Genomic DNA, 18,097 nt, shown 5'->3' with positions numbered 1-18,097 from the left:
CAGGCAGGGGGCGAGCGACCGTAATTTCGCTATAGATGTTAACATAGCAAAAAAGACAGGAAGCCGACCAGGGTTGTCATGACTAGCGACTGGCGCAGTTATCCATTCCAGTTGGTGCCGGGCGACGGCCAGCTCGATTTCCCGGCCGCCGAGGGCGAACACCCGGACCAGGAGTCGGACACGTGGTTCATCGCGGGTGAGCTCGACGCCGCGACCGGCCGTTCCTTCGCCTTCCTGACCATCTTCAACAAGAACCAACCCGGCGGAACCGTGGTGGCCGATTTCTACACGATGGCGCTGTTCGATCTCGACACCGGCGACTACGGCACTTACACCGACTACGACATGCCGCCGGCCAACATGGAGCCGGGCGCGCGGCGCAAGCTCACGATGGCAGTCGGCCACCTCGACCTCAGCTACCGCAGCAGCGCTGGCACCGCCTCCTGGACCACCTGCCGCGACAGCGACGGGAACCTGCAGCCCTTCACCTACCGCGTCGGACTGGTGGGTGAGGACCGCGACGGACGCGCGATGCGGCTGGACCTCGTCGTAGCGCCCACGCGCGCACCGACACCCGTGGGCGCGTCCACCTACAACGGCAAGATCATCTGCTTCGGCCAAAGCGACACGTATTCGTACTTCCAGACCGGGATGTCGATGACCGGCATCCTGCGCTGGGGCGACGCCGTCGAGCAGGTCACCGGCGCAGCCGGGCATGTCGACCGGCAATGGTTTCCGAAGTACGCCGGAGGCGGAGGATCGGGTGGGGACCCACGGTCCCGGTCGCACGAATGGCGCACCATCAATTTCGACAACGGCGTCGACATGAGCATTTGGCGGCAGTTCGACCGCACCAACGGCAACGCGCCGCAACCGTTCTCCGGGGCGACCACCAGCTACCCGGATCCGGTGATGGCGCCCCACTGCGCCGAGGACGTCGAGGTCTCGACCACCAGCTACGTGCGCTGGCCGGAGGAGGTCCGCCCGCTGGTGCGTCCGCCGGCCCGGGCGCGCTACCTGCCGGACCGGCACCGAATCACCTCTCGCGCACTGCAACTCGACATCATCGGTGAACCGCTGGTCGCTGCGCCGGCGCACGGTCTGCCGATCGAGTACATGGAAGGGCCCTATCGTTATCGCGGCACGCTGGGGGGCCAGCCGGTAACAGCCTTCGCGTTCAACGAGCGGTCCCTGGCGCTCTACCGAGACTGGGAGTTGGTGGAAGTCCTGGCCACCAGCGTCGCGAACATGGAAGCGGCCGACCGCGACCTGCAGGTGATGGTCCGGCTGCTGGTGCAATTGCTGTCCGCCGGACGCCGCGCCGAGGCGGGCGAGCTGCTGACCACGATGCGTCCGGGCGGAAATGATGTATTAGCAACCCTTTTCGAGGATCTCATCGCCCTGCTGGGACCCGACGGCTGATCAGAGGCCCGGAGCGTCCGGGGATGCGTTCCCGAGTGCTCGTCCCCACGCGAGATGCCGATGCTGCAGGCCCGGCTCGTTACGCCCGAACAGTAGGTGGTCGCGAGCACCCGACTCGAGATTGGCTTGCACGCTCTCGGCCAACCGGTAGTCCTCGTCGCGCACCGTGGAGTGTGCATACTCGAACACGGCTTGAGCGCCCGCGGCGACCGATTCGACCGAGAGGTCCAGCGTCGTCGAGTTCTGGTGCACCGTCGTGGATCTGCCCGGGCGATCGCCCGGGTAGACGCGGAACAGCTCGCCGTTGGCAATCGTCACCGACAGCACGATGTTGGGGAACAGCGCGTAGATGACGACCATATTGTGGAACGGGTTCCACTGCTCCTCGGGGATGTTGTCCAGCTCCAGGATCGTGTTCAGCGGGAAGATCAATCGGTGATGCGGCCCGTAGGCGTCGAAGACCGTGCAGTTGCTGCGCGCGATGGTGGCGAAGGTCTGCCGGTGCACGGTCGCGAAGTGGTAATTCTCGGCGAAGGTGTCGATCGCCAGCTTCCAGTTGATCGCGGAGTCGAGCACCTTCTCGCCCAGCGGCGCCCACCGGCCGATGCCCCACGAGTCGAGTTCCTCGGCGAGCGGTCCCAGATGCGCGGCGACGTCCAGGGTCGCGCCGGAATCCAGCGCCACCCAGAGGAACCCGGCGAACTCCGCAGCCGGAAGTTCCGTCAACCCATCGGATTTGACGTGAAGCTCGGGGAAGCCCTCGCGGCCCGGCAGCCCCACCAGCCTTCCGGCGTTGTCGTACGTCCACGCGTGGTACGGGCAGCTGAAGCGTTTGGCGACCCCGCAGCCGGTCGCCACCTGGGCCTGGCGGTGCAGGCAGACGTTGTCGAACGCCCTCACCGACCCATCCGATGCCCTGGTCAGCAGGACGGATCGACCCATCACCGTCTTGACGCAGTAGGCGTTGGGGCCGGGAAGTTCCGAGCCGTACCCCACCAGCTGCGGGCTGGCCTGAATCAGCGCCCGGTCGCGGCTGTGACGCTCCACGGACGTGTAGTCGCGCGCGTCAATCCGGTGCGGCGCCGGGGCGAGGTCAGTCGCGTTGTCTCGCGCCAGCTTCAACGCGCGCCGGGTCAGGTCGATGAGCTGATCGTGTTGCATGTGACCAGTACAGACCTTGCGACGGTTGTAAGGTCAAGAAGTGGCTGAACAGTTGCTGATCGGCGACGTCACGGCCTTGACGGGCATCGCCTCGGGCCGGATCCGCCACTACGAGAAGATCGGGCTGCTGCGCGCGGATCATCTCAGCAACGGCTATCGGGTCTTCGGCGTCGAGCAGGTCCTGGACCTGTTGCGGATCGACCTGATGAGAAGCCTCGGCATGAGCATCAACGACATCCAGCGACTGACCGGCGACGGCCAAACCACGTTGGCGGACCTACTCGACGAACACCGAGCTTTGCTGGTGCGCCAACGGGATCGCCTCGATGAACTGATCGCGGCCCTGGATGAGTGCCGCGCCCACGACCACAACGACGACATCCTGCGCAGTCTGGCGACCACCCACCGCGACAGCATCGGCGTCATCGGGCGGCTCAGCGCTCCCTTGCCCGCGCCCGTCGCGGCCATGTACGCCGACCTGTTCGACGAGTGGGACCTGCCGGTTCCCGCGTTGTTCGGGCAGATGGTGCTGCCACCCGCAGCGAGCACGCTGCTGGCTCAGCTGGCCGAGACGCCGGGACGGCGGGTGCTCTTCGCTCGCCTGCGCCGGCTCGCCGGCGAGGTGGTCGGCCTGGGTGACAGCGTGACGGCGGCGGGCGAGCTCGCCCGGTCCTGGACCGACCGGCAGCTGGCGGACCCGCTACCCGACGACGTCGTCGCCGTGCTGCGCGGTGTGCGGCCCCTGCTGGAGCGCGACCCGGTGATCGTGCAGGGCTTTCGGGCCTGGGCGGCAACGATCAACCCAGCTGCCCCGCACTTCCTCGACGAGATCGCCAGGCAGGCCGCCCGTCGCGGCTTGGAGGCTGTCAGCGTCATCGTGCTGCCCGGCCCCGGGGCGTAGACCGACCCCTAAACCGACCATGCGCCGATGTGATGCAGATGTGACCGATGAGGTTCCCGTGTCTAGAGTGACTGCGTCGTACGCTGTGATTCGTGGCATCGGTCTCGCGACGCAACCTGCTGAAATTCGCGGCCGCAACGCCCGCCTTGGTAGGCCTGGGTGTCGCGGGCGTGTCGTTGGGCGCGGCGCCGGCCTCGGCGTCGCTGGGCACCCTGCTGGACTATGCCGCCGGCGTCATCCCGGCAAGCCAGATCAGGGCCGCGGGAGCCGTCGGGTCGATCCGCTATGTGTCGGATCGGCGGCCGGGCGGGAACTGGATGCTCGGCAAGCCCATCCAGGTCTCCGAGGCGCGCGACCTGAACAGCAATGGGCTCAAGATCGTGTCCTGCTACCAGTTCGGCAAGGGCAGCACGGCCGACTGGTTGGGCGGGGCCGGCGCGGGCGTGCAGCATGCGCAGCGCGGTATGCAGTTACACGCCGCCGCCGGCGGCCCGGCCGAGGCCCCCATCTACGCCTCGATCGACGACGACCCATCATATGACCAGTACAAACAGCAGATCGTCCCCTATCTGCGGTCCTGGGAGTCGGTGATAGGCCACCAGCGCACAGGTGTGTACGCGAACTCCAAGACCATCGACTGGGCGCTGCACGACGGTCTGGGCTCCTACTTCTGGCAGCACAACTGGGGCTCGCCGAAGGGGTTCACCCATCCCGCCGCCCACCTGCACCAGGTCGAGATCGACAAACGCAGCGTCGGCGGCGTCGGGGTCGACATCAACGAAATCCTCAAGCCGCAATTCGGCCAGTGGGTCTAACCGAGCGCGATTACTTCGGGCCGAAATTGCCACGGACGGCGTGACCCACGCCAAAGCGCGACCCTCGCGGCAATCTCGGGGGTCGGCGCCCGGAGGGCCAACCGCGCCCGCGCTCATCCCGCCGGGCGCCCCCGCCCGGCATCCCAGCAAACACTCGTTCGCTGATTACTCGGACCTGAGGGCTTTGCCGGGCCGGGCGGGGCCGGACCGACCCTGCATCCGTGAATCTCACGACCCGAAAATTTTTACATAACGATTACATAACAATACGGCCTTGAACAGCGCAGTTATAGCTACTCGACCGTAACCACCTGCATGCAGCACGTTTGTTCGGGAGGTCCGTGCCGTGGCTCGAAGCGGGTGTTACTCAGGACACGGTTACCCGCGCGTAGAACTCACCAGTAACCAATCAGCAGGCAAAAGGTGCACTGATCCTTATGACACTCTTAGTACATCCGATGCAGTCCCCGGTGCCGCCGAAAAGCGAGCCTTTCGCCAGGCAGGCGCAGAAAGCGGCCCCGGGACAGGAAGACCACACATCGGTCAGGGTTTCCCGGCTGTGATTCGACGCTGAATCCGCGGTGCCTAGCGGCGCTCTGCGCGCCAGAAACGACCGGCCGGACGACCGAAGACGTAAAGACGCACGTAGGGGAGATGTAGCAGGTGACGATCCACGAGCACGACCGGGTATCCGCTGACCGCGACAAGAACGACCCGCACCACTCCCATGCCCTCGTGGACCGCCTGACGGCGGGCGAGCCCTACGCCGTCGCTTTCGGCGGACAGGGCAGCGCCTGGCTGGAGACCCTCGAGGAGCTGGTGTCCTCGGCCGGGATCGAGTCGGACCTGGCGACGCTGGTCGGCGAGGCCGAGCTGCTGCTCGAGCCGGTGGCCCGAGAGCTGGTCGTCGTCCGTCCCATCGGCTTCGAGCCGTTGACCTGGGTGCGAGCGCTGGCGGCCGAGGACCCCGTCCCGGCGGACCGGCACCTCACGTCCGCCGCCGTGTCGATACCGGGCGTGCTGCTCACCCAGATCGCGGCCGTGCGCGCCCTGGCGCGCCAGGGTATGGACTGGACCGCGACGCCACCGGTGACCGTCGCCGGGCATTCGCAGGGCGTGCTCGCCGTCGAGGCGTTGCGGGCCGCGGGCGCGCGCGATGTCGAGCTGCTCGCCTTGGCCCAGCTGATCGGCGCGGCCGGTACGCTCGTCGCCCGTCGTCGGGGCATTTCCGTCCTCGGCGACCGGCCGCCGATGGTTTCGGTCACCAACGCCGACCCCGAGCGCATCGGTCGGTTGCTGGAGGAGTTCGCGCAGGACGTCCGTACCGTGCTGCCGCCGGTGCTGTCGATCCGCAACGGCCGCCGCTCGGTCGTCATCACCGGCACCCCCGAGCAACTCTCCCGCTTCGAGCTCTACTGCCGGCAGATCTCCGAGAAGGAGGAGGCCGACCGCAAGAACAAGCTGCGCGGCGGTGACGTCTTCGCGCCGGTCTTCGACCCGGTGCAGGTCGAGGTCGGCTTCCACACACCGCGCCTGGCCGACGGCATCGACATCGTCGGCGGCTGGGCCGAGAAGGTGGGCCTCGACGTCGCCCTGGCCCGCGACCTGACCGAGTCGCTCCTGGTGCGTCGGGTGGACTGGGTCGAGGAGGTCACCCGCCTCAACGACGCCGGCGCCCGCTGGATCCTCGACCTCGGACCCGGCGACATCCTGACGCGGTTGACCGCCCCGGTGATCCGCGGGCTGGGCATTGGCATCGTGCCCGCCGCCACGCGGGGCGGCCAGCGCAACCTGTTCACCGTGGGCGCCGTCCCCGAGGTGGCGCGGGCGTGGTCGAGCTACGCCCCGACCGCGATTCGCCTGCCCGACGGCAGGGTCAAGCTCTCGACGAAGTTCACTCGGCTCACCGGGCGCTCGCCGATCCTGCTCGCGGGCATGACGCCCACCACGGTGGACGCCAAGATCGTCGCCGCGGCCGCCAACGCCGGACATTGGGCCGAGCTCGCCGGCGGCGGTCAGGTCACCGAGGAGATCTTCGCCAACCGGGTCGAGGAGCTGGCGGGCCTCCTCGAGCCGGGCCGCACCTACCAGTTCAACGCCCTGTTCCTCGACCCGTACCTGTGGAAGCTGCAGGTGGGCGGCAAGCGGCTGGTGCAGAAGGCCCGCCAGTCCGGCGCGGCGATCGACGGACTGGTCATCAGCGCCGGCATTCCGGAGCTCGAGGAAGCGGTCGAACTGATCAAGGAACTCAACGACGTCGGCATCAGCCACGTCGTGTTCAAGCCCGGCACGATCGAGCAGATCCGGTCGGTCATCCGCATCGCCACCGAGGTGCCGACCAAGCCGGTGATCGTGCACATCGAGGGCGGGCGCGCCGGCGGTCACCACTCCTGGGAAGACCTCGACGACCTGCTACTGGCGACCTACTCCGAGCTGCGGTCGCGCTCCAACATCACGGTGTGTGTGGGCGGTGGTATCGGCACCCCCGAACGGGCGGCCGAGTACCTTTCCGGGCGTTGGGCCCAGGCATACGGCTTCCCGCTGATGCCGATCGACGGCATCCTGGTCGGCACCGCGGCGATGGCCACCAAGGAGGCCACCACGTCGCCGTCCGTCAAGCGGATGCTCGTCGAGACCCAGGGCACCGACCAGTGGATCGGCGCCGGAAAAGCCCAGGGCGGCATGGCCTCCAGCCGCAGCCAGCTGGGTGCGGACATCCACGAGATCGACAACAGCGCGTCGCGGTGCGGCCGGCTGCTCGACGAGGTCGCGGGCGACGCCGAGGCGGTCGCCGCGCGCCGCGACGAGATCATCGCGGCGATGGCCAAGACCGCCAAGCCCTACTTCGGCGACGTCGCGGAGATGACCTACCTGCAGTGGCTGCGCCGCTATGTCGAGCTGGCCATCGGCGAGGGCGACTCCACCGCCGACACCGCCGCGCCGGGCAGCCCCTGGCTGGCCGACACCTGGCGCGACCGGTTTCAGCAAATGCTGCAGCGCGCCGAGGCGCGGTTGCACGCCAAGGATTCCGGTCCCATCGCGACGCTCTTCGACGACTCGGCGCTGCTGGAGAACCCCGAAGCGGCGATCGAGCTGCTCCTGGCCCACTACCCCGACGCCGACACCGTGCAACTGCATCCGGCCGACGTCCCGTTCTTCGTCACGCTGTGCAAGACGCTCGGCAAGCCCGTCAACTTCGTCCCGGTCATCGACAAGGACGTCCGGCGCTGGTGGCGCAGCGACTCGCTCTGGCAGGCGCACGACGCCCGCTACGACGCCGACCAGGTGTGCATCATCCCCGGCACGGCGGCGGTCGCCGGCATCACCCGCATGGACGAGCCCGTCGGGGAATTGCTGGACCGGTTCGAGCAGGCCGCCGTCGACGAGGTGCTGGCCGCCGATGGGGGGCCGAAACCGGTGACCTCGCGCCGGCTGGGCCGCCCCGACGTGACCGGGCCGCTGGCCGTCGTGCTCGACGCCGCCGACGTGCAGTGGGCCGGTCGCACCGCAACCAACCCGGTGCACCGGATCGCCGAACCGGGGGACTGGCTGGTCCACGACGGACCCGAGAGCCGGCGCGCCAACCACCCGTCCACCGGAGCGCGGCTCGAGGTCGAGGGCGAGCGGGTGGTGCTCAGCGTGCCCGTGTCGGGCACCTGGATCCAGATCCCGTTCACGCTGCCGCCGAACACCTTCGACGGCGGTACCCCGGTCGTCTCCGTCGAGGACGCCGCCGCCGCCATGCGGGCGGTCCTCGCGATCGCCGCCGGCGTCGACGGACCGCAATCCCTGCCCGCGGTCACCGACGGCACCGCCACCGTCACCGTGGACTGGGACCCCGAGCGGGTGGCCGACCACACCGGCGTCACCGCCACCTTCTCCGAGTCGCTGGCGCCCGGCCTGACCACCGTCCCCGACGCCCTGGTCGGCCCTTGCTGGCCGGCGGTGTTCGCCGCGATCGGCTCGGCGGCCACCGACGCCGGGGTGCCGGTCGTGGAGGGCCTGCTGAGCCTGGTGCACCTCGACCATGCCGCTCACGTGGTCGGCAAGCTGCCGACGGAGCCGGCTCAATTGACCATCGCCGCAACGGCTTCGCCCGCCGTCGACACGGACATGGGGCGGGTCGTCCCGGTCGCCGTGCAGGTCCGCGACTCCGACGGAGCCGTCGTCGCCACGCTCAGTGAGCGTTTCGCGATCCTGGGGCGCACCGGCACCGCCGAGCTGGCCGACCCGGTGCGCGCCGGCGGCGCGGTGTCGAAGAACGCCACCGATACGCCGCGCCGTCGCCGCCGCGACGTGCGGTTGACGGCACCGGTCGACATGCGCCCGTTCGCCGTGGTGTCCGGCGACCACAACCCCATCCACACCGACCGCGCGGCCGCGCTGCTGGCCGGCCTGGAATTGCCGATCGTGCATGGGATGTGGCTGTCGGCGGCCGCGCAGCACTCGGTGACCGCCACCGACGGGCGGGCCCGCCCCCCGGCCCGGCTGATCGGCTGGACCGCGCGGTTCCTGGGCATGGTGCGTCCGGGAGACGAGGTTGACTTCCGCGTCGACCGTGTCGGAATCGACCGGGGCGCGGAGGTTCTCGAGGTCGCCGCCCGCGTAGGGTCGGACCTGGTGATGTCGGCGACCGCGCGCCTGGCCGCCCCGAAGACGGTCTACGCGTTCCCCGGTCAGGGCATTCAGCACAAGGGCATGGGCATGGAGGTCCGGGCCCGGTCGAAGGCGGCCCGCAAGGTGTGGGACACGGCCGACAAGTTCACCCGCGACACGCTGGGCTTCTCGGTGTTGCACGTCGTGCGCGACAACCCGACCAGCATCATCGCCAGCGGCGTGCACTACCACCACCCCGAGGGCGTCCTGTACCTCACGCAGTTCACCCAGGTGGCGATGGCGACCGTGGCCGCCGCGCAGGTCGCCGAGATGCGCGAGCAGGGCGCCTTCGTCGAGGGGGCCATCGCGTGTGGGCACTCGGTCGGCGAATACACGGCGCTGGCCTGCGTGACCGGCATCTACGAGCTGGAAGCCTTGCTGGAGATGGTCTTTCACCGCGGCTCGAAGATGCACGACATCGTGCCGCGCGACGAGCAGGGCCGGTCCAACTACCGGCTGGCCGCCATCCGGCCCTCCCAGATCGACCTGCCCGACAACGAGGTCCCCGCGTTCGTCGCCGACATTGCGGCGAGTACCGGTGAGTTTCTCGAGATCGTCAACTTCAACCTGCGCGGCTCCCAGTACGCGATCGCCGGCACGGTGCGCGGCCTGGAAGCCCTCGAGGCTGAGGTCGAACGCCGCCGCGAGATCACCGGGGGCAAACGGTCTTTCATCCTCGTGCCGGGCATCGACGTGCCGTTCCACTCGCGGGTGCTGCGGGTCGGCGTCGCCGAATTCCGCCGCTCGCTCGAGCGGGTCATGCCCCGCGACAAGGACCCGGAGATCATCATCGGGCGCTACATCCCCAACCTGGTGCCGCGCCCGTTCTCGCTCGATCGCGACTTCGTCCAGGAGATCCGGGATCTGGTGCCCGCCGAGCCGCTCGACGAGGTTCTCGCCGACTACGACACCTGGCGCGCGGAGAGGCCCCGTGAGCTCGCCCGCAAGGTGCTGATCGAGCTGCTGGCATGGCAGTTCGCCAGCCCCGTGCGCTGGATCGAGACGCAGGACCTGCTGTTCACCGAGGAGGCCGCCGGCGGCCTGGGCGTGGAGCGGTTCGTCGAGATCGGCGTGAAGTCGGCCCCGACCGTGGCCGGGCTGGCCACCAACACCCTCAAGCTGCCCGAATACGCCCACAGCACAGTGGAAGTGCTCAACGCTGAGCGCGATGCGGCGGTGCTGTTCGCCAACGACACCGACCCCGAGCCGGAGCCGGAGGACGTGGCGGAGCCGGATGATTCGGCCGCTGCCGCGGCGGACGCTGCACCCCGGCCTAATGTCGCCCCCGCTCCCTCGGCGCCGAGCGGCGCTGCGCGCCCCGACGACATCGCGTTCGACGCCGCCGACGCCACCCTGGCGCTGATCGCGCTGTCGGCCAAAATGCGCATCGACCAGATCGAGCAGCTCGACTCCATCGAGTCGATCACCGACGGCGCGTCGTCGCGGCGCAATCAGCTGCTGGTCGACCTCGGCTCGGAGCTGAACCTGGGCGCGATCGACGGTGCCGCGGAGGCCGACCTGGCCGGCCTGCGGTCGCAGGTCACCAAGCTGGCCCGCACGTATAAGCCCTATGGCCCAGTGCTTTCCGATGCGATCAACGACCAGCTGCGCACGGTGCTCGGGCCGTCGGGCAAGCGGCCGGGCGCCATCGCCGAGCGAGTCAAGAAGACCTGGGAGCTCGGTGACGGCTGGGCCAAGCACGTCACCGTCGAGGTCGCGCTGGGAACGCGCGAGGGCACCAGCATTCGTGGAGGCGGCCTGGGCCACCTGCACGAGGGCGCGTTGTCCGACGCCGCCTCGGTCGACCGGGTCATCGACGCCGCCGTCACGTCGGTCGCCGCGCGCCACGGCATCTCGGTGGCGCTGCCCTCGTCGGGCGGCGGGGGTGGCGCGACCATCGACGCCGCGGCACTGAGCGAGTTCACCGACCAGATCACCGGCCGCGACGGCGTGCTGGCCTCGGCGGCCCGCCTGATCCTGGGCCAATTAGGTCACGACAATCCGGTGAGTGCAATGCCGGCGGCCACCGATGCCGAGCTGATCGATCTGGTCACCGCCGAACTCGGCGCGGACTGGCCGCGCCTGGTGGCGCCGGTGTTCGACGGGAAGAAGGCCGTCCTGTTCGACGACCGCTGGGCCAGCGCGCGCGAGGATCTGGTCAAGCTCTGGCTGGCCGACGAGGGCGACATCGACGCAGACTGGGTCCGGTTGTCGGAGCGCTTCGAGGGCGCAGGGCACGTCGTCGCCACCCAGGCCACCTGGTGGCAGGGCAAGGCGCTGGCCGCGGGCCGGCAGATCCACGCGTCGCTCTACGGGCGCATCGCTGCCGGTGCGGAGAACCCGGACCCGGGCCCGTACAGCGGCGAAGTGGCCGTGGTGACGGGCGCTTCGAAGGGGTCGATCGCGGCATCGGTCGTCGGGCGGCTGCTCGACGGCGGCGCCACGGTCATCGCGACCACCTCGAAGCTCGACCAGGACCGGCTGGCGTTCTACCGGGGCCTGTACCGCGACCACGCCCGCTACGGCGCCGCCCTGTGGGTGGTTCCGGCCAACATGGCGTCGTACTCCGACATCGACGCCCTCGTCGAGTGGGTCGGCAACGAGCAGACCGAAAACCTTGGGCCGCAATCGATTCACGTCAAGGACGCGCAGACCCCGACGCTGCTGTTCCCCTTCGCGGCGCCGCGCGTCGCCGGTGACCTCTCGGAGGCCGGTTCGCGTTCGGAGATGGAGATGAAGGTGCTGCTGTGGGCGGTGCAGCGGCTGGTCGGCGGGCTGTCGAAGATCGGTGCCGAGCGCGACATCGCCTCGCGGCTGCACGTCGTGCTGCCCGGCTCGCCCAACCGCGGAATGTTCGGCGGCGACGGCGCGTACGGCGAGGCCAAGTCGGCGCTCGACGCGCTGGTGAGCCGCTGGCACGCCGAGTCCTCGTGGGCGTCCCGGGTCAGCCTGGCGCACGCGCTGATCGGGTGGACCCGGGGCACCGGCCTGATGGGCCACAACGACGCCATCGTCGAGGCGGTCGAGGAGGCCGGCGTCACCACCTACTCGACCGACGAGATGGCCGGGATGCTGCTGGACCTGTGCGACCCGGAGTCCAAGGTCGCGGCGGCCGGCGCGCCGATCAAGGCGGACCTGACCGGCGGGCTCGCCGAGGCCAACCTCGACATGGCCGAACTGGCCGCCAAGGGGCGCGAGCGGGCGACGTCGGATCAGGACGAGGACGCCGAAGCGTCCGAGGCCGCGGGCACCATCGCCGCGCTGCCGTCCCCGCCGCGCGGGTTCACCCCGGCGCCGCCGCCGGAGTGGGAGGACCTCGACGTCGACCCGGCCGACCTGGTCGTGATCGTGGGCGGCGCCGAGATCGGGCCGTACGGCTCGTCACGCACCCGGTTCGAGATGGAGGTCGACAACGAGCTGTCGGCGGCCGGTGTCCTGGAGCTCGCCTGGACCACCGGGTTGATCCGCTGGGAGGACGACCCCCAACCAGGTTGGTACGACACCCAATCCGGCGACCTGGTCGACGAGTCGGAACTGGTCGAGCGCTACCACGACGTCGTGGTGGAGCGCTGCGGCATCCGTCAGTTCGTCGACGACGGCGCGATCGACCCCGACCACGCTTCGCCCTTGCTGGTGTCGGTGTTCCTGGACAAGGACTTCAGCTTCGTGGTGTCCTCGGAGTCCGACGCGCGCGCCTTCGTCGAGTTCGATCCCGAGCACACGGTCATCCGCCCGGTGCCCGACTCGAGCGACTGGCAGGTGATCCGCAAGGCCGGCACCGAGATCCGGGTGCCCCGCAAGACCAAGCTGTCGCGCGTGGTGGGCGGCCAGGTGCCGACCGGGTTCGACCCGACGGTCTGGGGCATCAGCCCGGACATGGCGAGTTCCATTGACCGCCTTGCGGTCTGGAACATCGTGGCGACGGTGGACGCGTTCCTGTCCGCCGGCTTCAGCCCCGCCGAGGTGATGCGTTACGTCCATCCGAGCCTGGTGGCCAACACCATGGGCACCGGCATGGGTGGCGGCAGCTCGATGCAGACGATGTATCACGGCAACCTGCTGGGCCGCAGCAAGCCGAACGACATCTTCCAGGAAGTGCTGCCCAATATCGTTGCGGCCCATGTGGTTCAGTCGTACATCGGCAGCTACGGCGCGATGATCCACCCGGTCGCGGCGTGCGCGACGGCGGCGGTGTCGGTCGAGGAGGGCGTGGACAAGATCCGGCTCGGCAAGGCCGAGATGGTGGTGGCCGGCGGCATCGACGACCTGACGCTGGAAGGCATCATCGGCTTCGGTGACATGGCGGCCACCGCCGACACCGGCATGATGCGTGGCCGCGGCATCGACGACTCGAAGTTCTCCCGGCCCAACGACCGGCGCCGGTTGGGCTTCGTCGAGGCGCAGGGCGGCGGAACCATCCTGCTGGCGCGCGGCGACCTCGCCGTGAAGATGGGACTGCCGGTGCTCGCGGTGGTGGCGTTCGCGCAATCGTTCGGTGACGGCGTGCACACCTCGATCCCCGCACCGGGGCTTGGAGCGCTCGGCGCGGGCCGGGGCGGCAAGGCCTCGCCGCTGGCCCGCGCGCTGGCCAAGCTGGGCGTGGGCGCCGACGACGTGGCGGTGATCTCCAAGCACGACACGTCGACGCTGGCCAACGACCCCAACGAGACCGAGCTGCACGAGCGGCTCGCCGACTCGCTGGGACGCTCGCCGGGCGCGCCGCTGTTCGTGGTGTCGCAGAAGAGCCTCACCGGGCATGCCAAGGGCGGCGCGGCGGTCTTCCAGATGATGGGCCTGTGCCAGATGCTGCGCGACGGGGTGATACCGCCGAACCGCAGCCTGGACTGTGTCGACGACGAGCTGGCCACCTCCGCTCACTTCGTGTGGGTGCGCGAGAAGCTGCAGCTGGGGAACAAGTTCCCGCTCAAGGCGGGGATGCTGAGCAGCCTCGGCTTCGGTCACGTCTCGGGCCTGGTCGCCCTGGTGCACCCGCAGGCGTTCCTCGCCACGCTGAGCCCCGACGAGCGCGCCGACTACCAGCGGCGCGCGGATGCACGCCTGCTGGCCGGCCAGCGCCGACTCGTCTCGGCCATCGCCGGCGGTCCGCCTATGTACCAGCGGCCACCCGACCGTCGCTTCGACCACGACGCGCCGGAGAAGCGGCAGGAGGCGGCGATGCTGCTCAATCCGGCCGCCCGGCTCGGCGATGACGACGCCTACGAGGTCACTCCGGCGTGACCCGGCCCATCCGTTAGCCTGGCCACCCATGGGCATCGTGGGAGTCGGGATCGACCTTGTCTCCATCGCTGAATTCGCGGAGCAGGTCGACCAGCCGGGGACGGTGTTCTCCGAGACGTTCACCCCGGGTGAGCGGCGTGACGCGTCGGACAAGAGCTCGTCGGCGGCGCGTCACCTGGCGGCCCGGTGGGCCGCGAAGGAGGCCGTGATCAAGGCGTGGTCGGGATCCCGGTTCGCTCAGCGGCCGGTGTTGCCGGAGGCCATCCACCGCGACATCGAGGTCGTCACCGACATGTGGGGACGCCCGCGGGTGCGGCTGACCGGGGCCGTTGCCGAGCACCTGGCCGACGTGACGATCCACGTGTCGCTCACCCACGAGGGCGACACCGCGGCCGCCGTCGCCATCCTGGAGGCCCCCTGATCGCGAGCGTGCGTGTCAGTCCGCGACACGCCGGGCGGAAACGGCAGTCTGCGCACGCTCGCGGGGGCCCGAGGCTGCTCGCGCAATAAGGGTGTGCGACTAGCCTCGGGAACATGAGCGATCTCGTCGAGCGCGTCCACGAAGTGCTGCCGTCGGTGCGGCGCGACCTCGAAGACCTGGTGCGCATTCAGTCGGTGTGGGCCGACCCCGGTCGGCGCCCGGAGGTGTACCGCAGCGCCCAGGCGGTGGCGGACTTGTTGACAAAGGCCGGTTTTGGCGACGTGCAGATCGTCAGCGAGGGCGGGGCGCCCGCGGTGATCGCCCGGCATCCCGCGCCGCCCGGCGCGCCGACGGTGCTGCTGTACGCCCACCACGACGTGCAGCCGGAAGGTGACCCGGGCCAGTGGGCGTCGCCGCCCTTCGAGCCCACCGAACGCGACGGCCGGCTCTATGGCCGCGGGAGTGCCGACGATAAGGCTGGCATCGCAACGCATTTGGCGGCCTTCCGGGCGCACGGCGGTCAGCCGCCGATCGGTGTGACGGTCTTCGTCGAAGGCGAGGAGGAATCCGGCTCACCGTCACTGGGCCGGCTGCTCGCGGCTCACCACGATGCGCTGGCCGCCGACGTGATCGTCATCGCCGACTCCGACAACTGGAGCACCGAGATTCCGGCGCTGACGGTGTCGCTGCGCGGCCTGGTCGACTGCGTGGTCGAGGTCGCCACACTGGACCATGGGCTGCACTCCGGGCTGTGGGGCGGCGTCGTGCCCGACGCGCTCAGCGCGCTCGTGCGAATGCTGGCCAGCCTGCACGACGACCACGGCAACGTGGCGGTGGCCGGCCTGCACGAGACCGACGTCGCGTCCCTGAACTACCCCGACTACCCCGCCGAGCGGGTGCGTGCGGACTCCGGCGTGCTGGACGGGGTGTCGGAGATCGGCACGGGCTCGGTGCCGCAGCGGCTGTGGGCCAAGCCGGCGATCACGGTCATCGGCATCGACACCACGCCGATCGCCGCCGCGTCGAACACGCTGATCCCGCGGGCCCGCGCCAAGATCAGCATGCGGGTGGCGCCCGGCGGCGACGCCGCGGCGCACCTGGACACGCTGACCGCCCACCTGCGGGCGCACGCCCCGTGGGGCGCGCACGTCAGCGTCACGCGCGGCGACAAGGGCGAGCCATACGCCATCGAGGCCAGCGGCGCCGTCTACGACGCCGCGCGAGCCGCGTTCCGGCAGGCGTGGGGGACCGAGCCGATCGACATGGGCATGGGCGGCTCGATCCCGTTCATCGCCGAGTTCGCTGCCGCCTTCCCGGCGGCCAAGATCCTCGTCACGGGCGTGGAGGACCCCGGGACCCAGGCGCACAGCATCAACGAGAGCCTGCACCTCGGCGTGCTCGAACGCGCGGCCATCACCGAGGCGCTGCTGCTGGCGAACCTGGGTTGACGCTTTCGGCGGGCGCGCTGAGCGACCCGGTGTTGTTGGCCGTTAACCCATTCACGAGTTCAGCCCAGAGTCGTCGGCGCCGCCCTGTCGTGGCCGCTGAACCCGGAGTGGCGGCAATGTCAGTGTTGCGCGGTGCGGCACGGGGATCGGCTGACATCGCGTGATTTCAATCGCTTTTGCGGTCAATGGCGTAATCTTTTGATGTCACGCTCATCTGCGTTTGACGTATTCGGTTGTGCCGCAGCGCTAATCGGCTGTCGAAAATAGGAAACAATAGAAATCTTTCCGCAGAAGACCTAGGACGTATAGGGCATAGTGAAAATGTTGCGCATCGGTTCTGCAGCAAGAAGTCTCCTGGGCCTGGCCTTTCTGTTTCTTACCGTGAGCGCGTGCCTCTCAGGGGAACACCGCAGCTCCACCTTCTCTGTTCCGGCGCCCGGTCCAAAGGAATACCCGGCCCCCGCCGAGGGCGACTTTGTAGTAAGCAACTTCCATTTCCGTACTGGAGAGACGTTGCCGGAAATGAAGATTCACTACCGCACCTTCGGTACGCTGCTCCGTGACGGCTCGGGAAGAGCGACGAACGCGGTACTTCTCCTGCACGGCACAACCGGCGCCGGAAAGCAATTGCTCACTCCGAGCTTCGCCAAATACCTGTTCGGCGCCGGCCAGCCCCTCGACGTCACGCGCTACTTCGTGATCGTGCCGGATCAGATTGGCCACGGGGCGTCGAGCAAGCCGAGCGACGGCCTCCGTGCCCACTTTCCCCACTACGGCTACCAAGACATGGTGAATGCGACGCATGATTTGTTGACGACCAAACTCGGGGTCAACCATTTGCGACTTGTCATGGGTTTCTCGATGGGCGGTTCGCAGACATGGATGTGGGGCGAAAGCTACCCGAACTTCACCGACGCGCTCATGCCTTTGGCCAGCAACCCGATTGAGATCGGCGGGGCCAACCGCATCTGGCGCAAAGCGATCATCGATGCCATCCGTAGCGACCCCGATTGGGCCGGCGGAGACTACAAGTCCCAACCGATGAAGGCGCTCACCACGGTCGCGGACATCACCATGCTGGCGCCGAAGAACGCGCCCGTCTATCTCGAACACATCGCGCCGACCGGTCCGGCGGCCGACGACTATTTCGAACACCAGGTATCCGAGCAGATCGCGACTATGGACGCGAATGACTTACTCTTTGCATTCGAGGCCTCCGCCGACTACAACCCCGAAGCCGATCTCCCGAAGATCACCGCTGCCATGGTTGCCGTCAATTCGGCCGACGATTACCTGAACCCGCCGAGTCTGGGCATCATCGACCGCGACATCAAGCGCGTAAAGAACGGCCGCTTCGTCTTGGTACCCGCATCAGACCGCACACGTGGCCACTTCACCGGTCTCCAGGCCGAATTCTGGAGCAACGAAGTAGCCGACCTCTTGTCTCAGTCGGGCGGGCATTGACGCCGCTGGCTTCCCGCCCGGCTCACACCGACAGGTCGCGGCGCAGCTTGTCCACGTGACCGGTGGCCTTCACGTTGTACTGCGCGACGACGACCATGCCCCTCTCGTCGACCAGGAAGGTGGAGCGAATGACGCCCTGCACCGTCTTGCCGTACATCTTCTTCTCGCCGTAGGCGCCCCATGCGGTCAACACCGTGCGATCGGGGTCGGACAGCAAGGGAAACGTCAGCTCCTCGGCGTCGCGGAACTTGGCGAGCTTCTCGGGCCTGTCGGGAGAGATGCCGACGACGTCGATGCCGGCGTCGTTGAGGTCGTGCAGGTTGTCGCGGAAGTCGCAGGCCTGTTTGGTGCATCCGGGTGTCGAGGCGGCCGGGTAGAAGTACACGATGACCCGGCGGCCCTTGTAGTCGGCCAGCGACACGGTGTTGCCGTCGGCGTCGGGCAGGCTGAAGGCGGGCGCTTTGTCGCCCGGCGCGAGCCGCGTGGTTTCGGTCAACGTTCTACCTTTCGGTTCACCGGATCGCTGGGTGTAGCGCCAGCTGATCTAGGGTAGTTCGGCAGGTGCATCAGT

9 protein-coding genes are annotated in these 18,097 nt (G+C 68.8%); 7 read left to right on the top strand and 2 right to left on the bottom strand.

Annotated features, from left to right (window positions below):
• Positions 1 to 78 precede the first annotated feature (78 nt).
• Positions 79 to 1,422 (top strand): lipocalin-like domain-containing protein, encoded by a 1,344-nt coding sequence (locus G6N56_RS08955; protein ID WP_085254846.1) that lies wholly within the window; start codon positions 79 to 81, stop codon positions 1,420 to 1,422.
• On the opposite strand, the gene G6N56_RS08950 is transcribed toward G6N56_RS08955, so the two are convergent.
• A complete protein-coding gene (locus G6N56_RS08950) occupies positions 1,423 to 2,583 on the bottom strand; it encodes an aromatic ring-hydroxylating oxygenase subunit alpha (RefSeq protein WP_085254847.1) in 1,161 nt (386 codons plus the stop codon).
• A 40-nt stretch (positions 2,584 to 2,623) separates the two neighbouring features.
• Between G6N56_RS08950 and G6N56_RS08945 the strand changes: the two genes are divergently transcribed.
• The 6 genes from G6N56_RS08945 (at position 2,624) to G6N56_RS08920 (ending at position 17,526) form a co-directional block, all read left to right on the top strand.
• Positions 2,624 to 3,484 carry a MerR family transcriptional regulator gene (locus G6N56_RS08945; RefSeq protein ID WP_085254848.1) on the top strand — a complete coding sequence of 287 codons (861 nt, stop codon included), beginning with the start codon at positions 2,624 to 2,626 and terminating at the stop codon, positions 3,482 to 3,484.
• Between the two features lie 92 nt (positions 3,485 to 3,576).
• The gene (locus G6N56_RS08940; protein ID WP_085254849.1) at positions 3,577 to 4,299 is read left to right on the top strand and encodes a DUF1906 domain-containing protein; all 723 of its coding nucleotides are present in this window, start codon (positions 3,577 to 3,579) and stop codon (positions 4,297 to 4,299) included.
• A gap of 663 nt (positions 4,300 to 4,962) precedes the next feature.
• Complete coding sequence (locus G6N56_RS08935; RefSeq protein WP_085254850.1) at positions 4,963 to 14,193, top strand: type I polyketide synthase; 9,231 nt, start codon at positions 4,963 to 4,965, stop codon at positions 14,191 to 14,193.
• A 28-nt stretch (positions 14,194 to 14,221) separates the two neighbouring features.
• Entirely contained in the window at positions 14,222 to 14,614 is a 393-nt protein-coding gene (acpS, locus tag G6N56_RS08930; RefSeq protein WP_085254851.1) for a holo-ACP synthase AcpS, read from the top strand.
• 113 nt (positions 14,615 to 14,727) lie between these two features.
• Positions 14,728 to 16,062 carry a dipeptidase gene (locus G6N56_RS08925; RefSeq protein ID WP_085254852.1) on the top strand — a complete coding sequence of 445 codons (1,335 nt, stop codon included), beginning with the start codon at positions 14,728 to 14,730 and terminating at the stop codon, positions 16,060 to 16,062.
• 321 nt (positions 16,063 to 16,383) lie between these two features.
• Entirely contained in the window at positions 16,384 to 17,526 is a 1,143-nt protein-coding gene (locus G6N56_RS08920; protein ID WP_085254853.1) for an alpha/beta fold hydrolase, read from the top strand.
• 22 nt (positions 17,527 to 17,548) lie between these two features.
• Here the strand turns inward: G6N56_RS08920 and bcp are convergent, their stop codons facing one another.
• Complete coding sequence (bcp, locus tag G6N56_RS08915) at positions 17,549 to 18,022, bottom strand: thioredoxin-dependent thiol peroxidase (RefSeq protein WP_085254854.1); 474 nt, start codon at positions 18,020 to 18,022, stop codon at positions 17,549 to 17,551.
• Between the last annotated feature and the right edge of the window lie 75 nt (positions 18,023 to 18,097).

Origin of the sequence: Mycobacterium saskatchewanense (assembly GCF_010729105.1) — a bacterium.
Lineage (GTDB): Bacteria > Actinomycetota > Actinomycetes > Mycobacteriales > Mycobacteriaceae > Mycobacterium > Mycobacterium saskatchewanense.
The sequence above is the reverse complement of the archived record's forward strand: the minus strand, read 5'-3'. Positions and strand labels throughout refer to the sequence as shown.